Source organism: Variovorax paradoxus, assembly GCF_024734665.1.
GTDB lineage: Bacteria > Pseudomonadota > Gammaproteobacteria > Burkholderiales > Burkholderiaceae_C > Variovorax.
The window spans coordinates 5,833,461-5,854,741 of the sequence record NZ_CP102931.1; the positions used below are offsets into that span (position 1 = coordinate 5,833,461).

Genomic DNA, 21,281 nt, shown 5'->3' on the forward strand with positions numbered 1-21,281 from the left:
GCCGTGCTCACCCTTCCAACCTCTTGCACGCAGGTGCAGAGGTTTTTCGTCTTTCTGGAGCTGCCATGTCTTCGCTGAATTCCTCGCTGCCGCTTGCCGGCGTGCGCGTCCTCGATCTGTCCCGCATCCTCGCGGGCCCCTGGTGCGGCATGGTGCTGGCCGACATGGGCGCCGAAGTCATCAAGGTGGAGCACCCGGGCCGCGGCGACGACACGCGCGACTGGGGCCTGCGCGTCGGCAAGACCGAGACCGCCTACTTCAACAGCGTGAACCGCAACAAGCGCTCGGTCACGCTCGACCTGCAGACGCCCGAAGGCCAGCAGATCGCACGCGACCTCGCCAAGCAGTGCGACGTGGTGATCCAGAACTTCAAGTTCGGCGGCATCGACAAGCTGGGCCTGGGCTACGAGCAACTGAGCAAGGAGCAGCCCGGCCTCATCTACTGCTCGATCTCGGGCTACGACCGCACCGGCCCCGAAGCCACACGCCCGGGCTACGACCTCGTCGTTCAAGGCGAGGCCGGCCTGATGGCGCTGAACGGCGAAGCCAACCAGCCGCCGCTGAAGTTCGGCGTGGCCGCCGTCGACCTGTTCACCGGCATGTACTCGGCACAAGCCATCCTGGCCGCGCTGTACCAGCGCGAGAAGACCGGCAAGGGCCGGCATGTCGAGATGGCGCTGTTCGACTGCGGCCTGATGATCACCGCCTACTACGGCCTCGAAGCGCTGCTGATGGGCGAAGACCCGCCGCGCTACGGCAACTCGCACCCGTCGATCGTGCCCTACGGCGTGTTCGATGCGGCCGATGGTCCGCTGGTCATCACGGTGGGCAACAACGCGCAGTTCGCACGCTTCTGCACCGACGTGATCGAGCGGCCCGACCTCGCTGCCGACGAACGCTTCAAGACCAACATCCTGCGTTCGGCAAACCGCGCGGTGCTGCTGCCCGAGCTGCACGCCGAGCTGGCGAAGCGCCAACGCACCGACCTGCTCGCGAAGCTCACTGCCTCGGGCATTCCGTGCGGCGAGGTGCTGGGCCTGCTCGAAGCGCTGCAATCGAAGCGCGCGACCGATGCCGGCCTCGTGACCACGCAGCCGCATCCGGTGGCCGGCACTGTCAACGTGCTGGCGCCGCCCTACCGTTTCGATGGCGAGCGCCTGCCCGTGCGCAGCGCGCCGCCCACACTGGGCGAAGGCACGCACGACGTGCTGCAGTCCCTGCTCGGCCTGTCGGATGAAAAGCTGGCCGCGCTTAAAACGAGTGGCGTCGTCTGAAGAAGACAGACGCCCGCATTTCCAAAGTAGACAAACCCAATGGCATCCCTTTCTTCCCTTCGCAGTCCCGTTCGCCGCGCCCTTCTCGCACTCGCCCTGCCCCTGGTGGCCGGCACCGCCTTCGCGCAGGCCTGGCCCGCCAAGCCGATCACGCTGATCGTGCCCTTCCCGCCCGGCGGCCCGACCGACGTGGCCTCGCGCATCGTGGCGCAGAAGATGTCGGTCGCGCTCAAGCAGAACATCGTGATCGACAACCGTAGCGGCGCCTCGGGCACCGTGGGCGCAGCCGCCGCGGCCCGCGCCGCGCCCGATGGCTACACCTTCGTGATGCTGGCCACGCCCACGCTGCTGGCCTCGCACCTGTACGGCCCCACCGGCTACGACATCTTCAAGAACTTCACGCCCGTGGGCTCGGTGTATGACCTGCCGATCGTGCTGGTGGTCAACCCCAAGTCGCTGCCCGACGTGACCGGCGTGCAGGGCCTGATCGCCAAGGCCAAGGCCGAAGGCGGCAAGCTCAACTACACGAGCGCGGGCGCCGGCAGCTTCGGCCACCTGACGACCGAGCAGCTGAAAAACATCGGCAAGTTCGACATGCAGCACGTGCCCTACCGCGGCAGCGCGCCAGCCGTGACCGACCTGATCGGCGGCCAAGTGCCCGCGATGTTCTCTGACCTTGTGGGCGTGCTGCCGCACATCAAGGCCGGCAAGCTGCGCGCCATCGCGGTCGGCTCGGGCCAGCGCGTGAGCCTGCTGCCCGATGTGAAGACGGTGGCTGAGCAAGGATTCCCCGGCTTCGATGCAACCTCGTGGGGCGGCCTGCTGGCACCGGCCGGCACGCCCAAGGACGTGATCGACCGCATGAGCGCCGAACTGAAGACCGCGCTGGCCGACAAGGAAGTGCAGGACAAGCTCCAGAGCGTCGGCACCTTCTCGGCCTACCGCACGCCCGAGCAGACGGGCGTGCGCATGCGCGAGGACTTCGAGCGCTGGGGCAAGGTCATTCGAGACAACCACATCACGAACCAGTAAAACGGCCGGGCCGGCAGGGCGACAACACCAAGGAGACAAGACATGACAGAGAAGTACGACAACAACTACAGCACCCCCGTCGGCGCGCCATTCCGCCCCGCCCTTCCGGTTCGCAGCCTCGCCGACATCCGCAAGCTCGAGGAGACGCCGCTGGAGCAGGCGCTCACGGTGCGCAGCACCTACGAGATCTTCCGCAACGCGGGCCATGCCTTCGGCAACAAGACGGCGCTGACCTTCCTGCGCACCGGCAACCCGGCCGACGAGCCCATCCGCTGGTCGTACGCCGAACTGCTCGCGCGCATCCACCAGACCGCGAACATGCTGCACACGCTGGGCGTGGGGCCGGGCGACGCGGTGGCGGTGCTGCTGCCCGGTTGCCTGGAGTACCACCTCGCGCTGTGGGGTGGCGAGGCGACCGGCATCGTGCAGCCGCTGAACCCGCTGCTCACCGACGAGAAGCTGGTCGCACTGATGACCGCGGGCCGCGCGAAGGTGCTGATCGCCTATGGCTCGGACAGCGAATCGGGCATGTGGTCGAAGGCAATGCGCCTGCGCGGCCAGGTGCCGACGCTGACCACGGTGCTGCGCGTGGCACCGCACGACGAAGCGCCCGGCGCAGCCGGTGCACTGCCCGAAGGAGTCGCCGAGTTCGACGTGCTGCGCGCCGCGCAACCCGACGACCGCCTCGTGAGCGGCCGCGACATCGCGCCTTCCGACATCGCCGCCTACTTCCACACCGGCGGCACCACGGGTGCTCCGAAGCTTGCGCGCCACAGCCATGGCGCACAGGTGTTCACGGCCTGGGCCAGCGTGCAGGTCGCGGGCATGAACGAGAACGGCATCTCCATCAACGGCTATCCGCTGTTCCATGTGGCGGGCGTGCTGCCGGCCTCGCTGTCGTCGCTGTCGGCCGGTGTGGAAGTGATCATTCCCACGCCCTCGCTGCTGCGCAACAAGGAGGTGCTGGCCAACTACTGGAAGCTGGTGGCGAAGTACCGCCCGACCTCGCTGTCGGCCGTGCCCACCGTGCTCGCGGCGCTGGCCAATGTGCCGCTGGACGGTGCGGACATTTCATCGATCACCTACTGCCGCACCGGCGCCGCCGTGCTCGCGCCCGAGCTGGCCGCGCGCTTCGAACGCCTGTTCGGCCTGCATGTGCACGAGAGTCTGGGCATGACGGAGATGGCCGGCATCTCGACCATCACGCCGCCGGGCGTGGACGGGCCCGCGGGCTGCGTGGGCTTTCGCCTGCCGTACATGCAGATGCGCGTGGTGGCGCTCGACGAGAACGGCAACGCCAGCGACCGCGAAGTGGCGCCCGGCGAACAGGGCATGGTGCTGTTCAAGTCACCCAATGTGTTCTCCGGCTTCGTGGACCCGGCCGACAACGCCAAGGCCTTCACGGCCGACAGCTGGCTCGCGACCGGCGACCTGGGCTGGATCGACAGCGAGGAGCGGCTCAACCTCACGGGCCGCTCGAAGGACCTGATCATCCGCAGCGGCCACAACATCGACCCCAAGACCATCGAGGACGCGCTGGGCGCGCACCCGGCCGTGCAGCTGTGCGCCGCTGTCGGTGCGCCCGATGCGTATGCGGGCGAACTGCCGGTGATCTTCGCGACGCTGGTACCCGGCGCCTCGGCAACGGAAGAAGAGCTGCTGGCCTTCACCGCCGAGCGCGTGGACGAAGCACCCGCAAAGCCCAAGTGGGTGTCGGTGATCGAGACCATGCCGATGACCAACGTCGGAAAGATCTACAAGCCCGAGCTGCGCGCGATGGCCGCGCGCCAGGTGGTGAGCGCGACAGTGGCGGAAGTGTGCGTGTCGCTCGGCGTGCCCGATGCAGCGCGGCCCGTCGTGAAGACCGAAGGCGAAAGCCTCGTGCGCGTGCTGATCGACAACGCGGCGGCGGGCGCGCTGGCCGCTGCACTGCAAGAGCAGCTGCAGAAGGCGCTGGAGCCCCTGCCCTTCAAGACGCGCATCGCGGCGCAGTGACCCTTTTTGAAACCGAGACCGAGAAACAGAGACAAGCCATGACCTTCTTCCGCATCCAGACCCGCCGCGCCGTGCTGTGCACCGCCGCTTCCGTCGCCACGCTGTGCGCGCTGCCCGCAGCCAATGCCCAGACCGCTTACCCGAACAAGCCGATCCGCATGGTCGTGCCCTTCGCCGCCGGCGGCGCCACCGACGTGCTCGCGCGCGTGATCGGCCAGAAGATGTCGGCTGGCATGGGCCAGCCCGTCATCATCGACAACAAGCCCGGCGCGGCCGGCATCATCGGCACCGACGCGGTCGCCAAGGCTGCGCCCGATGGCTACACCATCGTGCTGGGGCTGAGCAATTCGCTGATGACCAACGAGTTCTTGTACGAGAAGTTGCCCTACGACACGCAGCGCGACCTCACGCTGGTCTACCAGATCGCGATGGCGCCGCTGGTGCTGGTGGTGCACCCGAGCGTTCCCGCGAAGACCGGCCCCGAGCTGCTGAAGTACGTCACCGCCAACAAGGGCAAGGTGGCCTACGGTTCGTACGGCGTGGGCGCATACCCGCACCTGGCCGGCGCGCACATGAGCCTGGCCACGCAGTCCGACATGAACCACGTCGCCTACAAGGGCGAGGCGCCGATGATGCAGGACCTGATCGGCGGCCAGATCCAGATGGCGTATGCGAGCGCGCTGGTGGCCAAGCCGCACATCGACTCCGGGAAGATCCGCGCCATCGGCGTGAGCGGCGAGCGCCGCATGAGCACGCTGCCCAACGTGCCCACGCTCGCCGAGCAGGGCCTGAAGGACGAGGCCTACCGCGTGACCGGCTGGCTCGCCATCGCGGCTCCTGCAAAGACACCGAAACCCATCGTGGACCGCATCGCTGAAGAAGTGCGCAAGGCCACGCAGCAGCCCGACGTGCGCGAACGCGTGGCAGCCATGGGCTTCGAGATCAAGGACAGCTCGCCCGAACTCTTCGCCACCGCCTGGAAGGCCGAGCGCCCGGTGTGGGAGCGCCTCATCAAGCAGTCGGGCGCCAAGCTCGAATAACCCATTCACTCACTCATTCATTTCTTCGTCATTCAAAGGAACAGCCATGAAGGTTCTTGTACCTGTCAAACGGGTCGTCGACTACAACGTGAAAGTGCGCGTCAAGAGCGACGGCACCGGAGTGGACATTGCCAACGTCAAGATGAGCATGAACCCCTTCGACGAGATCGCGGTTGAAGAGGCCGTTCGCCTGAAGGAAAAGGGCGTCGTGACCGAAGTCATCGCCGTCTCGTGCGGTGATGCCAAGTGCCAGGAAACCCTGCGCACCGCGATGGCCATCGGCGCTGATCGCGGCATCCTGGTCGAGACGACTGAAGAACTACAGCCCCTGGCTGTCGCCAAGCTGCTCAAGGCGCTGGTCGACAAGGAACAACCCCAGCTGATCATCCTCGGCAAGCAGGCCATCGACGACGACGCCAACCAGACCGGCCAGATGCTGGCTGCGCTGGCCGACCTGCCCCAAGCCACCTTCGCCTCCAAGGTCGAAGTCGCAGGCGACAAAGCCACCGTCACCCGCGAAGTCGACGGCGGCCTGGAAACCATCTCCCTGAGCCTGCCCGCTGTCATCACGACCGACCTGCGCCTGAACGAGCCGCGCTACGTGACGCTGCCCAACATCATGAAGGCCAAGAAGAAGCAGCTCGACGTCTTCAAGCCTGAAGACCTGGGTGTGGACGTCAAGCCCCGCCTAAAGACCCTGAAGGTCTCGGAGCCCCCGAAGCGCGGCGCCGGCATCAAGGTGCCTGACGTTGCAACGCTGGTGGACAAACTGAAGAACGAAGCGAAGGTGATCTGAACATGACCGCACTTGTTATTGCCGAACACGACCACGCGACCGTCAAGCCCGCGACCCTGAACACCGTGACTGCTGCACTCGCCTGCGGCGGCGATGTCCACGTGCTGGTGGCCGGTGCCAATGCCGCCGAGGCCGGCAAGGCCGCTGCACAGATCGCCGGAGTCTCCAAAGTCATCGTGGCCGACAGCCCCAGCCTGGCTGAGAACCTCGCAGAAAACGTTGCAGCCCAGGTGCTGGCGATCGCAGCCAACTACAGCCACATCCTGTTCCCCTCGACCGCCAACGGCAAGAACGTCGCTCCGCGCGTGGCTGCCAAGCTCGATGTGGCCCAGATCAGCGACATCACCAAGGTCGACAGCCCGGACACCTTTGAGCGCCCGATCTACGCCGGCAACGCGATTGCCACCGTGCAGAGCAGTGACGCTACCAAGGTGATCACGGTTCGCACGACCGGCTTCGACGCTGCAGCCGCCACCGGTGGCAGCGCGGCCGTCGAAACCGCCGAAGGCGTTGCAGACAGCGGCAAGAGCAGCTTCGTGGGCCGTGAAGTCACGAAGAGCGAACGCCCCGAGCTGACCGCCGCCAAGATCATCGTCTCGGGTGGCCGGGCGCTGGGTAGCGCAGAGAAGTTCACCGAAGTGATGGCTCCTCTGGCCGACAAGCTGAACGCAGGCCTGGGCGCCAGCCGCGCAGCCGTCGATGCAGGCTACGCCCCCAACGACTGGCAAGTCGGCCAGACCGGCAAGATTGTCGCGCCGCAGCTGTACATCGCAGCAGGCATCTCGGGCGCCATCCAGCACTTGGCCGGCATGAAGGACTCCAAGGTGATCGTGGCGATCAACAAGGACGAAGAGGCCCCGATCTTCTCGGTGGCCGACTACGGCCTCGTGGCCGACCTGTTCACGGCCGTGCCGGAACTGGTGAAGGCGCTGTAAGAAGAGGCAGCGACGATGAAGACCCGCATCACCGAACTGCTCGGCATCCGCTACCCGATCATCCAGGGCGGCATGCAATGGGTAGGCCGCGCCGAGCTGGCCGCGGCCGTGTCGAACGCCGGGGGCCTCGGCATCATCACCGCGCTGACGCAGCCCACGCCCGACGACCTGCGCAACGAAATCGCGCGCACCCGCACGCTGACCGACAAGCCCTTCGGCGTGAACCTCACGATCCTGCCGGCGGTGAAGCCGCCGCCATATGCGGAGTACGTGCAGGCCATCATCGACAGCGACATCAAGATCGTGGAGACCGCCGGCAACAGCCCGAAGGACTTCATCGAAGCGCTGAAGCGTCATGACGTGAAGATCGTGCACAAGTGCACCTCGGTGCGCCACGCGCTGTCGGCGGAACGCAATGGCGTCGATGCCGTGTCGGTCGACGGCTTCGAATGCGCGGGCCATCCGGGCGAGGACGACGTGCCCGGCCTGGTGCTGCTGCCGGTGGCGGCGCGCAAGCTGCGCATTCCGATCATCGCGTCGGGCGGCATCGCCGACGGGCGCGGCATGGCCGCCGCGCTGGCACTGGGTGCCGAGGGCATCAACATGGGCACGCGCTTCTGCGTGACGAAGGAAGCGCCGATCCACGACAACATCAAGCAGGCGCTGGTCGACGCAACCGAGCGCGACACGAAGCTGATGTTCCGCACCCTGCACAACACGGCGCGCGTGTTCCGCAACGCCATCTCCGAAGAGGTGGTGGCCACGGAGAACCGCCCGGGTGGCTGCGAGTTCGAGGACGTGCGACCGCTGGTGGCCGGCGCGCGTGGACGGGCGGCGCTGGAGTCTGGTGAGGTGCACAACGGCGTGGTCTCGGCCGGGCAGTGCATCGGGCTGATCGATGACATTCCGACTTGTGCCGAGTTGCTCGAGCGCATGGTGCGCGAGTGCCACGAGCATCTGGACCGGGCACGGTCCTGGATGAACTGAGTCTTTCTGCTCGCATCCGGGGCGACGATCACGCCGACGGGGTGATCGTTCAGAGCCGCTGCGGAAGCTGCATTTGTTGGCAGTCGCCGAGACTTCGTGCCGCATGAAACGGCTACTTCGCCGGGTTCTTCTCTAGAGTGGATGCCCCTGTCACTCGATACCCCAACAAGGGAAGAAGAAAGGCGCAACACACCAAAGCCACCGAGATGTTTGAAGGCTGCTTGCCTCGCGGCAGGTTGTCGGTGCGAAAGCAGCGATGCAAATGCGAGGTATCAAAAGGCGACGGCCGAGGTGTTACTAGCACCCCGACCGTCTAACCAAGTTCGTGCACTTACCTTGGAAGGAACGCACAAAAATGGCTACCAAGACTATAGCCCGGCCTCGCACGCCGGTAGCTTCCGAAGACAACGCCCAAGACCCGGCGGATCTTCTCGAAAACACCCTCTCTCAACTCGAAGCTCTACTGTGGGTTTGCCACGGTGAAGAAATCGACTGGTGCAGCGGTGACGGGCCTCGACAACTGGACAACCTGCTCTGGCTTGCGGCTGAACTTGCTCGCAAGGCCGGAGAGCTGTTCCAGATGAGCGAGAAGGCGCGATGTGGGGCGCCTGAGACTGGCGGTTAGTGGCTGGTCCGCGGGCTGCGGGTTCGCGGCCTGCTCGGCGAACTAGCGTTTTGGGGTACGGCGGCTGAAGCCTTCGTGATGGAGGGAATTCGGTTTGGTTGAGGCTGCTTGTGGGTAGGCCTCGGTGTCGGCGATGCGTTCCATGCTGATTGTCGACAGACAATGCGAGCATCCGCTTTGCAGCGGTTGCGACCAGTCACATCCTGACGCCGAGCTCACGGTCTCAGATCCAGTGCGGTCATTGAATCACCCGTCACGCAACGCCATCAATGCCAAGCATTTCCCCGTTACCTGGTTGAGAACCAGATAACGGGGTTTGCTTGCCCAAGGGGGGCGAAGGTGCGGCATCTCGGGATTGATATCGACGCCGCTCTGAACAACCGTACGCCGCTATTGCCCAGACCGCCACTAGGCCATCGCCACGACCTCTGAGTACAGACGTCGCAGATGCTGGTCTGACATGTCCAGGATTGGTTCGTACATAAACGAGTTCAGGTGGATGTTCTCGGGCGTCATAAGGAGTACGCGCTGAATGACGCCAAGGTTTTCGATTTCGGCAGGAAACTCGTTGCGGTAGCGCTTGAGCAGCGCCTGGGTCTGGTTGACGGTGATGCCTGCCAGCCAGGCAGCATCATTGATCTTGGCCGCCATGAACTTCTCCGCCTGCAACCGTGTGGCGATGGCCAAGACCACCTTGTTCTCGAAGTTAATTCCGTCAGCGGCCTGAAGACATGCCGCGACCTCGGTGGCCAGGACGTCAACGATAGGTGTCGCGCCGTTGCCTGACTGCCCGGTGGTCCCAAAGAGGTTGTTGTAAATCGCATCGAGGTCTGCGACCGTTATCTGAACCGTGCCCACTTTCCAGTGAAGCAGCGACGTCAAGCGCAGGTAGTCAGCATCGGCGTCACCTTTCGTGTACTCGATGAGATTACGCATGAAAGGGATGCAGCAAATCTTCTTCCGGTCGTCCGTGAAGAAATTCGGCTTCCAGACCTTACTGAAGATGTTGCGCACACCTTGGGCCGCTTCGAGCGTGATACCTGCGGTCGTCTTCGAAACCATGAAGCAGTTCTTCCGTGGAACAAGGCCTCTGCTCTCGATGGTTCGGTAGAAGTCGAAGTTGTGGGTAAGGATAAGCAGCTTGAAGTGCTGATCCTCCGCCAAGTCGGAGAGGTACTGGATGATGGCGTACTTGTTCTTGTAGTCGAACGAGTCGGCAATGTCGTCAACGATGAGAAGCGTCTCCTGGCCGGCGGCGCGGCGCACCTCGATGTCGAACAGCATGTTCAGGACGTGAAACGCCTTCTTCTCGCCGGTGCTGAGCGTCTGCAGCAAGGCGTCACGCTCAACTGAAGCATGGTCGTTGCCATCCTTGAAAACGAAACCCAAGCGTGGTGCCGTTTCCTTGCCGAGCACGACCTGAACCTTGTTTGCTACCTCCAGATGGAACGGGACAATGAAGCGGTTGTTGAAGATGTCGATGACCGCCTGCCACTGAGTCTGCTCCTGAGCAGCCTGCGCCTCAATCTCTGCTGAACGCACGGCTGCTTGGTCAACCTTGCTCAGAAGGTCGATGCACAAAGCGTGATTCGCCTTGAGGTATGACATCCAGAGCTTTTTCTTGAATGCCACCGGATCAGCAAGCTCTGGCAGCAACTCTTCATGACTCTGCAGGTAGGCCTCGAACTCACGGAGCTGTGCGTTCTTCTGAATCTGCTTTTCAAGCTCCTCGTACTTCTTACGAAGTACGGCGTCCTCAGATATCTTGGCCCGCTCCGCGTCAATGAGAGCTTGGAGTTCAGCCTCGGAGTTGACCTCTTGCTTCTCGTCACCATTCAGGCTCACAGAATGCTTGGCTTTGAAGAAGCCGCTGTTCTTCAACTCCTTCGCCACGTTGGTGGCCTCGTAGTAGTTGAAGCCGTCTTTCTTAAAGTACTTCGAGGCAGCGAGCAGCTCGTTGTACTTCTTCGTGTAGTCGTTGATCGCTGTGCGGAAGTCGCCGTTGGCCAAGAATGCCATGACCCGCTCGTCGTTCATGACGTCATAGGGCACATCCTTGAAGACCGGCTCCCAGTCTTTGTCCAGTTCGTCTTTCAGGCTCGCCAGCACCGCGTCGAACTCTCCTCCCGAAGGCATGAATGTCGACGCGACTTCGCGGTCCACAGTCCGCTTAGTTTTCGCTGTCGTCTTGAGCGCGCCTATCAAAGCCGCACGTGCGGATGTGACGCCTGCGTGCAGCGATTCATACTCCTGACGCAGCGCGGCATTTACCAACAGAGTCGCGGTGTCGTTGCCCTTACTAGAGAACTCCTCGTAAGGCCTCAGAACAAGCACCTTACCGGCGGCAAGGTCGACACCGTTTTCGTCCTGGACTACTCGCGTTGTGGAACGGTTCGGGAAGATCCGGTCTTGCGACTTTTTGTCATCTGCAATGTCTTGGAAGGTGTTGGCTAAAGAGCTTTTCATCGCACCGTTGGGCGCGTAGATGGCAACGGCGGAAGTGTCTGCATATTCCAGCACCACGTCTAACTTGCGAATGCCATAGCAATATTCCAGCTGCAGCTTCAGGTTATTCATCTTCCCTCCGTCTAAAGCAAATAAGCATACTTCCTGTTTAAGAAAACGTGCCTCGCAGTTTCACGCGACTCAGCTAGCTGTAGACCAGCCTGTCGCCAACCGTGGAGCCATTTCCCTCACGTCCATCTGCAATCCGCCGCAGCGGTCGAACCGCCAACGCTACAGCCGCACTCATCGTGCACAGGGCGTCGGGTGCTCCCCGCAGCGAAATAAAGGAGGAGGCCGAAGGCCGGGGGACATTCGCGGAGGGGAGTACCCGGCGGCCTGCGCACACGCCCTGAAAGCCGCTCTGCAAGCCCCGCAGCTAAGGAAACCCCCGATACATGAGTGGTCATCGACCACCTAGCATCGAAGGCTGTTCCCTGTCGAGGTGTACCGAACGCGTCCCGGCGTTCGTGCCTCACTGACCATCCTGCGATGACAACTCCACCCGAGTCCGGCCCCACGCTGGACGCTGCCAGCCCCCTCCCCCCCGAAATCGAAGCAGCAGACGAACCGACCAAGGTTCCCCTTGCCATCGAAGACTGGCTCACGGTCATCATCATGGGCGCGCTGGCGCTCATCACTTTTGCCAACGTCATCGTCCGCTACTTCACCGACTCGTCCTTCGCGTGGACCGAAGAGTTCTCGGTGTTCCTCATGATCATGCTGGCGCTGGTGGCCGGCTCGGCCGCTGTGGCGCGCGACCGGCACATCCGCATCGAATACTTTTCCGAAAGCGGCTCGATGGCGCGGCGCAAGCGGCTCGCGCAGTTCGGCGCGCTGATGATCGCCATTCTGTTCACGCTCATCGGCGCGCTCAGCATCCGCATGGTGTGGGACGACTATCGCTTCGAGGAAACGACGCCGGGCATCGGGCTGCCGGCGTGGTGGTATTCGATCTGGCTGCCGATCGTGTCGTTCGCCATCGCATTGCGCGCGGTGGGCCTCATGATCCGCCGCGGACGCAAGACGAACTACGGCTCGGACACCAAAGAGAGCAAGGACGACGCCAAGTGATCGCCACCCTGCTCTTCGTTGCCTTCGTCGTGATGATGCTGGTGGGCGTGCCAATCGGCGCGGCACTGGGCCTTGCGGGCGCCGCCTGCATCGCACTGGCCAACAGCGACGCCCAGTGGTTCGGCCTGCTCGCCGTGCCGCAGAACTTCTACGCCGGCCTCGGCAAATATCCGCTGCTGGCCATTCCGATGTTCGTGCTGGTCGGTTCCATCTTCGACCGCTCGGGCGTGGCGCTACGCCTCGTCAACTTTGCCGTCGCCATCGTGGGCCGCGGCCCCGGCATGCTGCCGCTGGTGGCGATTGCGGTGGCGATGTTTCTCGGCGGTATCTCGGGCTCGGGCCCAGCGAATGCGGCCGCAGTGGGCGCGGTGATGATCGCGGCCATGTCGCGCGCCGGCTACCCTGCCGCCTTCTCGGCCAGCGTGGTGGGTGCGGCGGCGGCCACAGACATTTTGATTCCGCCTTCGGTGGCGTTCATCGTGTACTCGGTGCTGGTGCCCGGTGCCTCGGTGCCGGCGCTGTTCGCGGCCGGCATGATCCCCGGCGTGATGGCCGGCCTGGCGCTGATGATTCCGGCCGTGATGCTGGCGCGCAAGCACAAGATGGGCGCGCTCGAAGCCACGCTGCCGCGCCCGCCGTTCTGGAAGAGCTTTCGCGAAGCGACCTGGGGGCTGGCCGCGCCAGTGCTCATCCTCGGCGGCATGCGCGCTGGCTGGTTCACGCCGACCGAGGCTGCGGTGGTGGCTGTGTTCTACGGCCTCTTCGTGGGCATGTGCATTCACCGGACCATCAAGGTGCGCGACCTGTTCGTGATCTTGCGCGAGTCGGGTGAGCTGTCGGCGGTGATCCTGCTGGTGGTGTCGCTGGCGGGCATCTTCGCGTATTCGCTCTCGACGCTGGGCGTGATCGATCCGGTGACACGCGCGATCGTGAATTCGGGCCTTGGCGAATACGGCATCCTGGCGCTGCTGATACTGCTGCTCATCACCGTGGGCATGTTCCTCGACGGCGTGTCGATCTTTTTGATCTTCGTGCCGCTGCTGTTGCCCATCGTGCAGTACTACAAGTGGGACCCGGTGTGGTTCGGCGTGATCCTCACGCTGAAGGTGGCGTTGGGCCAGTTCACGCCGCCGCTCGCGGTCAACCTGATGGTGTCGTGTCGCATCGCCAAAGTGCGCATGGAAGAAACCGTGCGCTGGGTGGGCTGGATGCTGTTCTCGATGTTCGTGGTGATGGTGCTGGTCATCATCTTTCCCGAACTCGCACTCTGGCTGCCGCGCAAGCTCGGCTACTGATTTTTGTCCCGTCTCAGAACCATAAGGAGAGCCCTCATCATGAAATTCCGCCGCACCCTTCTCGGCCTCGCCGCCGCAGCAACCGCCCTGGGCATGTTCTCGACCGGCGCCATGGCGCAAGCCGCCTACAAGCCCGAATACAAGATGTCGCTGGTGCTCGGCCCGCCCACCCCCTGGGGCCAGGCCGGAAAGATCTGGGCCGACATGGTGAAGGAGCGCACCCAGGGCCGCATCAACATCAAGCTGTACCCCGGCGTGTCGCTCATCCAGGGCGACCAGACGCGCGAGTTCAGCGCGCTGCGCCAGGGCGTGATCGACATGGCCGTGGGCTCGACCATCAACTGGTCGCCACAGGTCAAGCAGCTCAACCTGTTCTCCATGCCCTTCCTGATGCCTGACTACGCGGCCATCGACGCGCTCACGCAGGGCGAAGTCGGCAAAGAGATGTTCAAGACGCTCGAGAAGGCCGGCGTGGTGCCGCTCGCCTGGGGCGAGAACGGTTACCGCGAAATCACCAACTCGAAGAGAGCAATCAAGTCGCCGGCCGACGTCAAGGGCATGAAGATCCGCGTGGTCGGCTCGCCCATTTACTCCGACATGTTCACCGCGCTCGGCGCCAACCCCACGCAGATGAGCTGGGCCGACGCACAGCCCGCACTCGCGAGCGGCGCGGTCGACGGCCAGGAGAACCCGCTGTTCCTGTTCACCGTGCTCAAGATGCAGAACGTGGGCCAGAAATTCTTGACCGCCTGGGGCTATGTGGCCGACCCGCTGGTGTTCGTGGTGAACAAGGAAATCTGGGCCTCGTGGACGCCGGCCGACCAGGCCATCGTGCGCCAGGCCGCCATCGACGCGGGCAAGGAAGAAATCGTCATCGCACGCAAAGGTTTGATCGAAGCCGACAAGCCCCTGCTGAAGGAGATCGCGGGCATGGGCGTAACGGTGACCAGCCTCACACCAGCCGAACGCGATGCCTTCGTGAAGGCGACGCGGCCGGTGTACGACAAGTGGAAGCCGACTGTGGGTGCCGACCTGGTGGCGAAGGCCGAGCAGGCGATTGCCGCGCGCAAGAAGTAAGAGCAGGCACGGCGCCTTGCGGGCGCATCAGCCGCGATAGCGGCTCGGGTTCGCGCCCGCCATCTTCTTCATCAGACGTCGCAGTGCCGTGGCGTCCTGGTAACCCACGGCGCCTGCCACCTGCTCGACAGTCATTCGGCTCGACTCGAGCAGCGCGCGGGCGCGCCGCAAACGCACGCTCTGCACCAGCGCCTGCGTGCTCTTGCCTGTGGCCTTCTGGATGTGGCGCGACAGCGTGCGCTCCGACATGCAGAACTCGCGCGCCAGCACGCTGACCGCAGGCGGATCGGGCAATGCCGATTCGACGCGTGCGGCCAGCCGCGCCACAAGGTCGTTGCCGTTGGCCAGCACCTCCGGCACGATGAATGGCGCCTGCGCCTGACGTCCGTCGATCAGCAGCATGCGCGAGACCAGGTCGGTGAGCGCACTGCCGCAGCGCTCGCGCAGCAGGTGCAGCATCAGGTCGGTCTGCGCGAACGCGGCGCCAGCGGTGACCACAGGGCCGTCGGAGCACACCATGCGGTCGACGTCGACGGTGCAGCCAGGCGCCATCTGCTTGAGCAGCGCCGCGTACCACCAGGAGGTTGTCGCGCGCCGCCCCTGAAGCAGACCCGCAGCATTCAGCAGGAACACCGCCGAGCACGAGGCCGCGACCTGCCCTCCGGCCTTCGCATGACGCACGAGGCCCGCGATGGCCCTGGCCGCGTCATCGCTGTCGAGGCACCGCCGGATCTCGCCCGGCGTGTTGAGCCCGAGCCCCGGCACCACCCACGTCGAGCGGTCGTCACGCGCTCGCACGGGCAGGCGCGCGGTCTCCAGGCTCATGCCCGCTTGCAACTGCACCGGGCCGCCCTGCACAGAGCACAGCCTCCAGCGCGGCGGCGCCACGCCGGCACGAGCGGCCACGGCCTGGGCAGCGCCCAGGATGTCGAGCGTGACAGCGACGCTGGAGTTGAAGGCGCCGGGCAGCACCAGGACGGTGAAATCGTGCATGTCTGATTCAGCCCTGAAACGGTCAAATTTGACACTGCCATTCTGGCGACGCGGGCGGCCCAATACAAGCTCATCCGCTTTACCCGTGCCGTCCACGGCCGTACTCACATGACATCGACCCGCTCCCTGAACGAAGACGATCCGCTCGACGACTTCACCCCGCGCCAGATCACGCTCGATGGCATCGGGAAGAAGGTCTACCTGATGGGCCAGGGCCCCGCCGTGATCGTGATGACCGAGATGCCGGGCATCAGCCCGCACGTGGCGCGCTTTGCGCGCTGGGTGCGCGACGCGGGCTTCACCGTCTACATGCCTTCGCTGTTCGGCCGCGACGGCGCAGTGCCACAGGCCGAGGAAGGCGCCGCTGTGTTCAAGCGGGCCTGCGTGAGCGCGGAGTTTCGCGCCTTTGCGTCGAATGCATCGAGCCCCGTGACGCAATGGCTGCGCGCGCTCGCCCGACTGGCGCATGAGGAATGCGGCGGGCCCGGCGTGGGCGCGATCGGCATGTGCTTCACCGGCAACTTCGCGCTCTCGATGATGATGGAGCCGGCCATGCTCGCGCCGGTGGTGTGCCAGCCTTCGCTGCCGCTCGACGATCCGGCAGGCATGAACGTGGCGGCAGACGAACTCGCGACCGTGCGCCAACGCCTGGAGCGCGAGGACCTGAGCGTGATGGCCTATCGCTTCGACGGCGACAGGTTCTGCAAGGCCGAGCGCTTCGCTGCGTTCTCTCAAGCACTGGGCGAGCGTTTTGTCGCACGCGTGTTGCCCGACAGCGCAGCCAACCCGAACACGCCGCCCTTCTTCGCGCAGGTGGTGGCCAGCCCGCACAGCGTGGTGACGGCGCACCTGATCGATGAGGCGGGGCAACCGACGCTTGCTGCAAGGGACGAGATCCTGGCGTTCTTTGCGCTGCGGCTGCTGGATCGTCCGCGCTGAGCAGCGGCGTTTTCACAACAGGCGGCCGAGCTCTTCCTGCGCGTGTTTGCGCACTTTCCACTTCGGCCGCCCGCACGCGCTAACCCCTTGGTATGCGCACCGTTGCGAGCCCGTGCGTCGCCACCGACAATGCACCCGCGATCCGATGCCCGCGCTCGAGATGCTCTGGCAGACTGACTTGCACAGCGCACTTCTTCGCGCAGCAAGGAGCCTCCTTCATCATGCATCTCAGGTCCACGGCATCGACCGTCGCAACAACACGGCCATCGCGCTTCGCGATCTTTTCGGTTCTTCTCGCAGCACTTGTTTTCTTGACCACCAGCTTCATCACCCCGAAGGCCCACGCGGCCGACGCCACCGTGCACACGCTGATCATCGACACCGACCCTGGCGCCGACGACGTGATCGCGCTGCTGTTTGCCATGGCCTCGCCCGAGCAGTTGAAGATCCAGGCGCTGACCACCGTGGCAGGCAACGTGCAGCTCGCCAAGACCTCGCGCAATGCGCGTCTCGCTCGCGAGTGGGCGAAGCGGCCCGACATTCCGGTCTATGCCGGTGCGCCGCGGCCCCTGTTGCGCACGCCCATCTATGCAGCCGACATCCACGGCAGCGAAGGCATCACCGGCGTCAAGGTGCACGAGCCGAGCCAGCCGCTGGCTGATGGCAATGCGGTCGACTACCTGATCCGCACGCTGCGCGCGGCGCCCGAAAAAAGCGTGACGCTCGCCATGCTCGGGCCCGAGACCAACCTCGCGCTGGCACTGACGCAGGCTCCCGACATCACGCGCGGCCTGCGCGAGCTGGTGCTCATGGGCGGCGCGCATTTCAATGGCGGCAACATCACGCCGACCGCGGAGTTCAACGTGTTCGCCGATCCGCATGCGGCCGAGATCGTGCTCAAGAGCGGCGTACCGATCACCATGCTGCCGCTCGACCTCACGCACAAGGTGCTGACCAGCCCCGAGCGCATTGCCAGGCTGCGCGGCATCGGCAACCAGGCAGGCAAGACGGTGGCCGACATCCTCGATGCCTATGTGCAGCACGACATGCAGTACTACGGCCTGCCCGGCGGCCCGGTGCACGACGCCACCGTGATCGCCTACCTGCTGCAGCCCTCGCTGTTCAGGGGCCGGAAGGTGAACGTGGAAGTCGACAGCCGCGAAGGCCTGGGCTTTGGCCAGACGGTGGTCGACTGGTACGGCGGTTTGAAGAAGCCCGCCAACGTGAACTGGATTGCCGAGGGGGATGCGCAGGGGTTCTTCGATCTGCTGACGCAACGTATTTCCCGCCTGCCTTGAGCGGCAGCGCCCCAGAACGACGTTGACGGCGGTGGCATGCGGGGCCACCATGGTGCACCGTCGCCAATGCCCAACTAGGCGGCGGACTCGTCGGGGAGGCCTGCCCGCTCTGGAATAGGTGATCAAACGCGCCATTTCAGGGCTTTCGAGGAGGTCTCATGGCTGAAAGCGACAAGGTGTTCGCAGGCTCGATCCCGAAGTTCTACGACACGCTGATGGTCCCCCTCATCTTCGAGGCCTACGCCACCGACATGGCAGAGCTTGTTGCGGCTTCCTCGCCCGGCTCGGTGCTTGAAACGGCGGCCGGCAGCGGCGTGGTTACGCGGGCGCTTGCGCCAAAACTCGGCGCCGGCGCGCGCTACGTGGTGACCGACCTCAACCAGCCAATGCTCGACTATGCGGCCACCCGGCAAGGCGCCGATAGCCGTATCGAGTGGCAGCAGGCGGACGCGCTCGCCCTGCCGTTCGAAGATGCATCGTTCGACGTCGTTTGCTGCCAGTTCGGCGCGATGTTTTTCCCCAACCGGGTTACCGGCTATGCCGAGGCGCGTCGCGTGCTGAAGCCAGGCGGGCGCTTTGTCTTCAGCGTCTGGGACCGCATCGAAGAGAACGCCTTTGCCGACGACGTCACGAACGCCGTTGCCACGGTGTTTCCGCATGACCCTCCGCGATTTCTCGCCCGCACGCCGCACGGCTATCACGACACCGCACTGATCCGCGATGATTTGAGCCGCGCAGGGTTCACCAACATCGGGATCGAGACGCGCGAGAAGCTGAGCCGCGCCCCCTCGGCACACGACGTTGCCACCGCGTATTGCCAGGGAACGCCGCTGCGCAACGAAATCGAGGCGCGCGACGCCAGCCTGCTTCAGCTCGCTACGGAGCGCGCGACGGAGGCGATCGCCAGCCGCCATGGCAAAGAGGGCCCGGTGGCCGGCAAGATTCAGGCACATGTGATCGTGGCAGCGGGATAGCGGGGTTCCGGCGCGCGCTTCATCCGGTCATCTCGCGCCGCCTTTGGCGCACTTCATCGCATTCGCGTGGCAGTTGCGCCGCGGCGCGGCACTGGCAGGACGGGTCGTGAATGAAAAAAGCCACGCTGCAGAACAGCGTGGCTTTTGACTTTCTTGCGCAGCAGCAGCGGATCAGTGCTGCAGGATCTTGTTCAGGAAGTCCTTGGTACGCGGCTGACGGTTTTCCGGGTGGCTGAAGAACTCGTCCTTCGGGCAGTCTTCCAGGATCTTGCCGCCCACGTCGATGAAGATCACGCGGCTCGCGACCTTGCGGGCGAAGGCCATTTCGTGCGTGACCACCATCATGGTCATGCCTTCCTTGGCCAGGCTCACCATCACGTCGAGCACTTCGCCGACCATCTCGGGGTCGAGCGCCGAGGTGGGTTCGTCGAACAGCATCACGATCGGGTCCATCGACAGCGCACGGGCAATGGCCACGCGCTGCTGCTGGCCGCCCGACAGCTGACCCGGGAACTTGTCTTTATGCGCCATCAGGCCCACGCGGTCGAGCATCTTCAGGCCACGGGTCTTGGCTTCGTCGGGCGTGCGGCCCAGCACCTTGATCTGCGCGATCGTGAGGTTCTCGGTTACCGACAGGTGCGGGAACAGCTCGAAGTGCTGGAACACCATGCCGACCTTGGAGCGCAGCTTGGGCAGGTTGGTCTTGGGGTCGTGCAGCGGAATGCCGTTGACGGTGATCTCGCCCTTCTGGAAGGGCTCCAGCGCGTTCACGGTCTTGATGAGGGTGGACTTGCCCGAGCCCGAGGGCCCGCACACCACCACCACGTCGCCCTTGGAAATGCTCACCGAACAATCGTTGAGCACCTGCACCGGGCCATACCACTTGGATACGTTCTTGATTTCAATCATTTTTTCGGACATTTCTTTCTCTCCGGTTCAGCCACTCAAACAATCAGCGAATGATGGCGATCTTCTTGTGCAGGCGCTTGACCAGCCAAGAAAGGGCGTAGCACATGACGAAGTACACGACGGCTGCGAGCAGGTAGGCCTCGATCGGGCGGCCGAAGTTCTTGCCCGCGGTCTCGAAGCCCTTGAGCATGTCGTAGGCACCGATGGCGTAGACCAGCGACGTATCCTGGAACAGGATGATGGTCTGCGTGAGCAGCACCGGCAGCATGTTGCGGAAGGCCTGCGGCAGCACCACCAGGCGCATGTTCTGGCCGTAGGTCATGCCGACCGCCTGGCCGGCATTCACCTGGCCGCGCGGAATCGACTGGATACCGGCACGCATGATCTCGCTGAAGTACGCAGCCTCGAACGCCACGAAGGTGATCACGGCCGAGATTTCGGAGCGGTAGTTGGAGCCGACCGAGCCAAACAGCGAGTAGAACGACGCCGGCACGAGCAGGAAGAACCACAGGATCACCATCACCAGCGGGATGCTTCGCATGCCGTTGACGTAGATGGCCGCAGGCGTATCGAGCCACTTCTTGCCCGACAGGCGCATGAGCGCCAGGATGGTGCCGAAGATCACGCCGCCAATCGTGGCCACTATCGTCAGCATGATGCTGAAGTAGAAGCCCTTGACGACGAAGTTGCTGATGACGTCCCAGTTGTAGAAGGACAGGTCGAGATTCATCATGTCAGTGTCCTCCGCCGCCCGCGCTTGCAGACACGATGAAGCCCGGCACGCGGGTCTTCTTCTCGATGAATGCCATGAGGCGGTTGATGATGAGGGCCGAGATCACGTAGCACCCCGTCACCGCCAGGTAGACCTCGATGCCGCGCGAGGTTTCTTCCTGCGCCTGCATGGCGAACATGGTGAGTTCGGTGACCGACACGGCGAACGCAACGGACGAGTTCTTGAATATGTTCATCGTCTCGCTCGTGAGCGGCGGGATGATGATGCGGTAGGCCATCGGCAGGATCACGTAGCGGTAGTACTGCACCGTGGTGAAGCCCACCGCCATGCCCGCATAGCGCTGGCCCTTGGGCAGCGCCTGGATGCCCGAGCGCACCTGCTCGGCGATACGCGCGGAAGTGAAGAAGCCCAGCGCCAGCACCACGAGGATGAAGCTCGGCACGCCCTTCATGACGGGGATGAGCGCCGGGATCACGTGGTACCAGAGGAAGATCTGCACCAGCAGCGGAATGTTGCGGAACAGCTCGACCCAGGCATTGCCCAGCCGCACCAGCCACGGACTGTCGGGCAGCGTGCGGATGATGCCGATGAGCGAACCCAGCACCAGCGCCACGATCAACGCCAGCAGCGCGACCGACACGGTCCAGCCCCAGGCCGACAGCATCCATTGCAGGTAGGTCGGATAGTCCCCCCCGGGGTCTTGCAGGAATACCTGCCAATCCCAGTTGCCCATTTGTGTTTACTCCTTCTTCACCGTCTCTTCGAAAACCAGTCCCTTGAAAAGAAACGCCCACCGCGAAAGG

General features: G+C 64.2%; 19 protein-coding genes. 14 read left to right on the forward strand and 5 right to left on the reverse strand.

Going from position 1 to position 21,281, the window contains the following annotated elements; translation table 11 throughout:
- Positions 1-65 precede the first annotated feature (65 nt).
- The 8 genes from NWF24_RS27530 to NWF24_RS27565 all read left to right on the forward strand — a co-directional run bounded on the left by NWF24_RS27530 (position 66) and on the right by NWF24_RS27565 (position 8,684).
- Complete coding sequence (locus NWF24_RS27530) at positions 66-1,274, forward strand: CaiB/BaiF CoA transferase family protein (protein ID WP_258351305.1); 1,209 nt, start codon at positions 66-68, stop codon at positions 1,272-1,274.
- 39 nt (positions 1,275-1,313) lie between these two features.
- Positions 1,314-2,306: a Bug family tripartite tricarboxylate transporter substrate binding protein gene (locus tag NWF24_RS27535; protein WP_258351306.1), complete on the forward strand. Its 993-nt coding sequence runs from the start codon at positions 1,314-1,316 to the stop codon at positions 2,304-2,306.
- Positions 2,307-2,348: 42 nt separating this feature from the next.
- Positions 2,349-4,301 carry an acyl-CoA synthetase gene (locus NWF24_RS27540; RefSeq protein ID WP_258351307.1) on the forward strand — a complete coding sequence of 651 codons (1,953 nt, stop codon included), beginning with the start codon at positions 2,349-2,351 and terminating at the stop codon, positions 4,299-4,301.
- 38 nt (positions 4,302-4,339) lie between these two features.
- Positions 4,340-5,341 (forward strand): Bug family tripartite tricarboxylate transporter substrate binding protein, encoded by a 1,002-nt coding sequence (locus NWF24_RS27545; protein ID WP_258351308.1) that lies wholly within the window; start codon positions 4,340-4,342, stop codon positions 5,339-5,341.
- Positions 5,342-5,387: 46 nt separating this feature from the next.
- Positions 5,388-6,137, forward strand: coding sequence for an electron transfer flavoprotein subunit beta/FixA family protein (locus tag NWF24_RS27550; RefSeq protein ID WP_258351309.1), 750 nt, complete (start codon positions 5,388-5,390; stop codon positions 6,135-6,137).
- Positions 6,138-6,139: 2 nt separating this feature from the next.
- Positions 6,140-7,072 (forward strand): electron transfer flavoprotein subunit alpha/FixB family protein, encoded by a 933-nt coding sequence (locus NWF24_RS27555; RefSeq protein WP_258351310.1) that lies wholly within the window; start codon positions 6,140-6,142, stop codon positions 7,070-7,072.
- A gap of 15 nt (positions 7,073-7,087) precedes the next feature.
- A complete protein-coding gene (locus tag NWF24_RS27560) occupies positions 7,088-8,059 on the forward strand; it encodes an NAD(P)H-dependent flavin oxidoreductase (RefSeq protein ID WP_258351311.1) in 972 nt (323 codons plus the stop codon).
- Positions 8,060-8,414: 355 nt separating this feature from the next.
- Positions 8,415-8,684, forward strand: coding sequence for a hypothetical protein (locus tag NWF24_RS27565; RefSeq protein ID WP_258351312.1), 270 nt, complete (start codon positions 8,415-8,417; stop codon positions 8,682-8,684).
- A gap of 408 nt (positions 8,685-9,092) precedes the next feature.
- On the opposite strand, the gene NWF24_RS27570 is transcribed toward NWF24_RS27565, so the two are convergent.
- Complete coding sequence (locus tag NWF24_RS27570; protein WP_258351313.1) at positions 9,093-11,261, reverse strand: phage infection protein; 2,169 nt, start codon at positions 11,259-11,261, stop codon at positions 9,093-9,095.
- A 417-nt stretch (positions 11,262-11,678) separates the two neighbouring features.
- Between NWF24_RS27570 and NWF24_RS27575 the strand changes: the two genes are divergently transcribed.
- Genes NWF24_RS27575 through NWF24_RS27585 form a run of 3 tightly spaced genes read left to right on the forward strand, consistent with a single transcriptional unit; the run spans position 11,679 to position 14,632 of the window.
- The gene (locus NWF24_RS27575) at positions 11,679-12,260 is read left to right on the forward strand and encodes a TRAP transporter small permease (RefSeq protein ID WP_258351314.1); all 582 of its coding nucleotides are present in this window, start codon (positions 11,679-11,681) and stop codon (positions 12,258-12,260) included.
- A complete protein-coding gene (locus NWF24_RS27580) occupies positions 12,257-13,555 on the forward strand; it encodes a TRAP transporter large permease (RefSeq protein WP_093079115.1) in 1,299 nt (432 codons plus the stop codon). The genes NWF24_RS27575 and NWF24_RS27580 overlap by 4 nt, the downstream gene beginning before the upstream one ends.
- A gap of 39 nt (positions 13,556-13,594) precedes the next feature.
- Positions 13,595-14,632 (forward strand): DctP family TRAP transporter solute-binding subunit, encoded by a 1,038-nt coding sequence (locus NWF24_RS27585; protein ID WP_258351315.1) that lies wholly within the window; start codon positions 13,595-13,597, stop codon positions 14,630-14,632.
- A gap of 27 nt (positions 14,633-14,659) precedes the next feature.
- Here NWF24_RS27585 and NWF24_RS27590 read toward each other — a convergent pair whose 3' ends face one another.
- Positions 14,660-15,625, reverse strand: coding sequence for a GlxA family transcriptional regulator (locus tag NWF24_RS27590; protein WP_258351316.1), 966 nt, complete (start codon positions 15,623-15,625; stop codon positions 14,660-14,662).
- Between the two features lie 108 nt (positions 15,626-15,733).
- On the opposite strand from NWF24_RS27590, the gene NWF24_RS27595 reads away from it, so the two are divergent.
- The 3 genes from NWF24_RS27595 (at position 15,734) to NWF24_RS27605 (ending at position 18,836) form a co-directional block, all read left to right on the forward strand.
- Positions 15,734-16,564, forward strand: coding sequence for a dienelactone hydrolase family protein (locus tag NWF24_RS27595; RefSeq protein WP_258351317.1), 831 nt, complete (start codon positions 15,734-15,736; stop codon positions 16,562-16,564).
- A gap of 311 nt (positions 16,565-16,875) precedes the next feature.
- The gene (locus NWF24_RS27600) at positions 16,876-17,862 is read left to right on the forward strand and encodes a nucleoside hydrolase (protein ID WP_371127393.1); all 987 of its coding nucleotides are present in this window, start codon (positions 16,876-16,878) and stop codon (positions 17,860-17,862) included.
- A 158-nt stretch (positions 17,863-18,020) separates the two neighbouring features.
- Positions 18,021-18,836, forward strand: coding sequence for a class I SAM-dependent methyltransferase (locus NWF24_RS27605; RefSeq protein ID WP_258351318.1), 816 nt, complete (start codon positions 18,021-18,023; stop codon positions 18,834-18,836).
- A gap of 171 nt (positions 18,837-19,007) precedes the next feature.
- On the opposite strand, the gene NWF24_RS27610 is transcribed toward NWF24_RS27605, so the two are convergent.
- From NWF24_RS27610 to NWF24_RS27620, 3 genes are read right to left on the reverse strand one after another with little or no spacing between them, the layout of a single operon-like run.
- Positions 19,008-19,745 carry an amino acid ABC transporter ATP-binding protein gene (locus tag NWF24_RS27610; protein ID WP_093057334.1) on the reverse strand — a complete coding sequence of 246 codons (738 nt, stop codon included), beginning with the start codon at positions 19,743-19,745 and terminating at the stop codon, positions 19,008-19,010.
- Between the two features lie 43 nt (positions 19,746-19,788).
- Positions 19,789-20,478, reverse strand: a complete 690-nt coding sequence (locus tag NWF24_RS27615) for an amino acid ABC transporter permease (protein ID WP_258351319.1) — start codon at positions 20,476-20,478, stop codon at positions 19,789-19,791.
- A gap of 1 nt (position 20,479) precedes the next feature.
- Positions 20,480-21,211 (reverse strand): amino acid ABC transporter permease, encoded by a 732-nt coding sequence (locus NWF24_RS27620; RefSeq protein WP_258351320.1) that lies wholly within the window; start codon positions 21,209-21,211, stop codon positions 20,480-20,482.
- Positions 21,212-21,281: the final 70 nt, after the last annotated feature.

Bases quoted from the DNA above. Each gene is read 5' to 3' on its own strand.
- NWF24_RS27615 (WP_258351319.1), bottom strand. From the start codon at position 20,478: ATGATGAATCTCGACCTGTCCTTCTACAACTGGGACGTCATCAGCAAC.
- NWF24_RS27565 (WP_258351312.1), top strand. From the start codon at position 8,415: ATGGCTACCAAGACTATAGCCCGGCCTCGCACGCCGGTAGCTTCCGAA.
- NWF24_RS27545 (WP_258351308.1), top strand. From the start codon at position 4,340: ATGACCTTCTTCCGCATCCAGACCCGCCGCGCCGTGCTGTGCACCGCC.
- NWF24_RS27605 (WP_258351318.1), top strand. From the start codon at position 18,021: ATGGCTGAAAGCGACAAGGTGTTCGCAGGCTCGATCCCGAAGTTCTAC.
- NWF24_RS27550 (WP_258351309.1), top strand. From the start codon at position 5,388: ATGAAGGTTCTTGTACCTGTCAAACGGGTCGTCGACTACAACGTGAAA.
- NWF24_RS27540 (WP_258351307.1), top strand. From the start codon at position 2,349: ATGACAGAGAAGTACGACAACAACTACAGCACCCCCGTCGGCGCGCCA.
- NWF24_RS27610 (WP_093057334.1), bottom strand. From the start codon at position 19,745: ATGATTGAAATCAAGAACGTATCCAAGTGGTATGGCCCGGTGCAGGTG.
- NWF24_RS27585 (WP_258351315.1), top strand. From the start codon at position 13,595: ATGAAATTCCGCCGCACCCTTCTCGGCCTCGCCGCCGCAGCAACCGCC.
- NWF24_RS27555 (WP_258351310.1), top strand. From the start codon at position 6,140: ATGACCGCACTTGTTATTGCCGAACACGACCACGCGACCGTCAAGCCC.
- NWF24_RS27530 (WP_258351305.1), top strand. From the start codon at position 66: ATGTCTTCGCTGAATTCCTCGCTGCCGCTTGCCGGCGTGCGCGTCCTC.
- NWF24_RS27590 (WP_258351316.1), bottom strand. From the start codon at position 15,625: ATGCACGATTTCACCGTCCTGGTGCTGCCCGGCGCCTTCAACTCCAGC.
- NWF24_RS27620 (WP_258351320.1), bottom strand. From the start codon at position 21,211: ATGGGCAACTGGGATTGGCAGGTATTCCTGCAAGACCCCGGGGGGGAC.
- NWF24_RS27595 (WP_258351317.1), top strand. From the start codon at position 15,734: ATGACATCGACCCGCTCCCTGAACGAAGACGATCCGCTCGACGACTTC.
- NWF24_RS27570 (WP_258351313.1), bottom strand. From the start codon at position 11,261: ATGAATAACCTGAAGCTGCAGCTGGAATATTGCTATGGCATTCGCAAG.
- NWF24_RS27575 (WP_258351314.1), top strand. From the start codon at position 11,679: ATGACAACTCCACCCGAGTCCGGCCCCACGCTGGACGCTGCCAGCCCC.
- NWF24_RS27535 (WP_258351306.1), top strand. From the start codon at position 1,314: ATGGCATCCCTTTCTTCCCTTCGCAGTCCCGTTCGCCGCGCCCTTCTC.
- NWF24_RS27560 (WP_258351311.1), top strand. From the start codon at position 7,088: ATGAAGACCCGCATCACCGAACTGCTCGGCATCCGCTACCCGATCATC.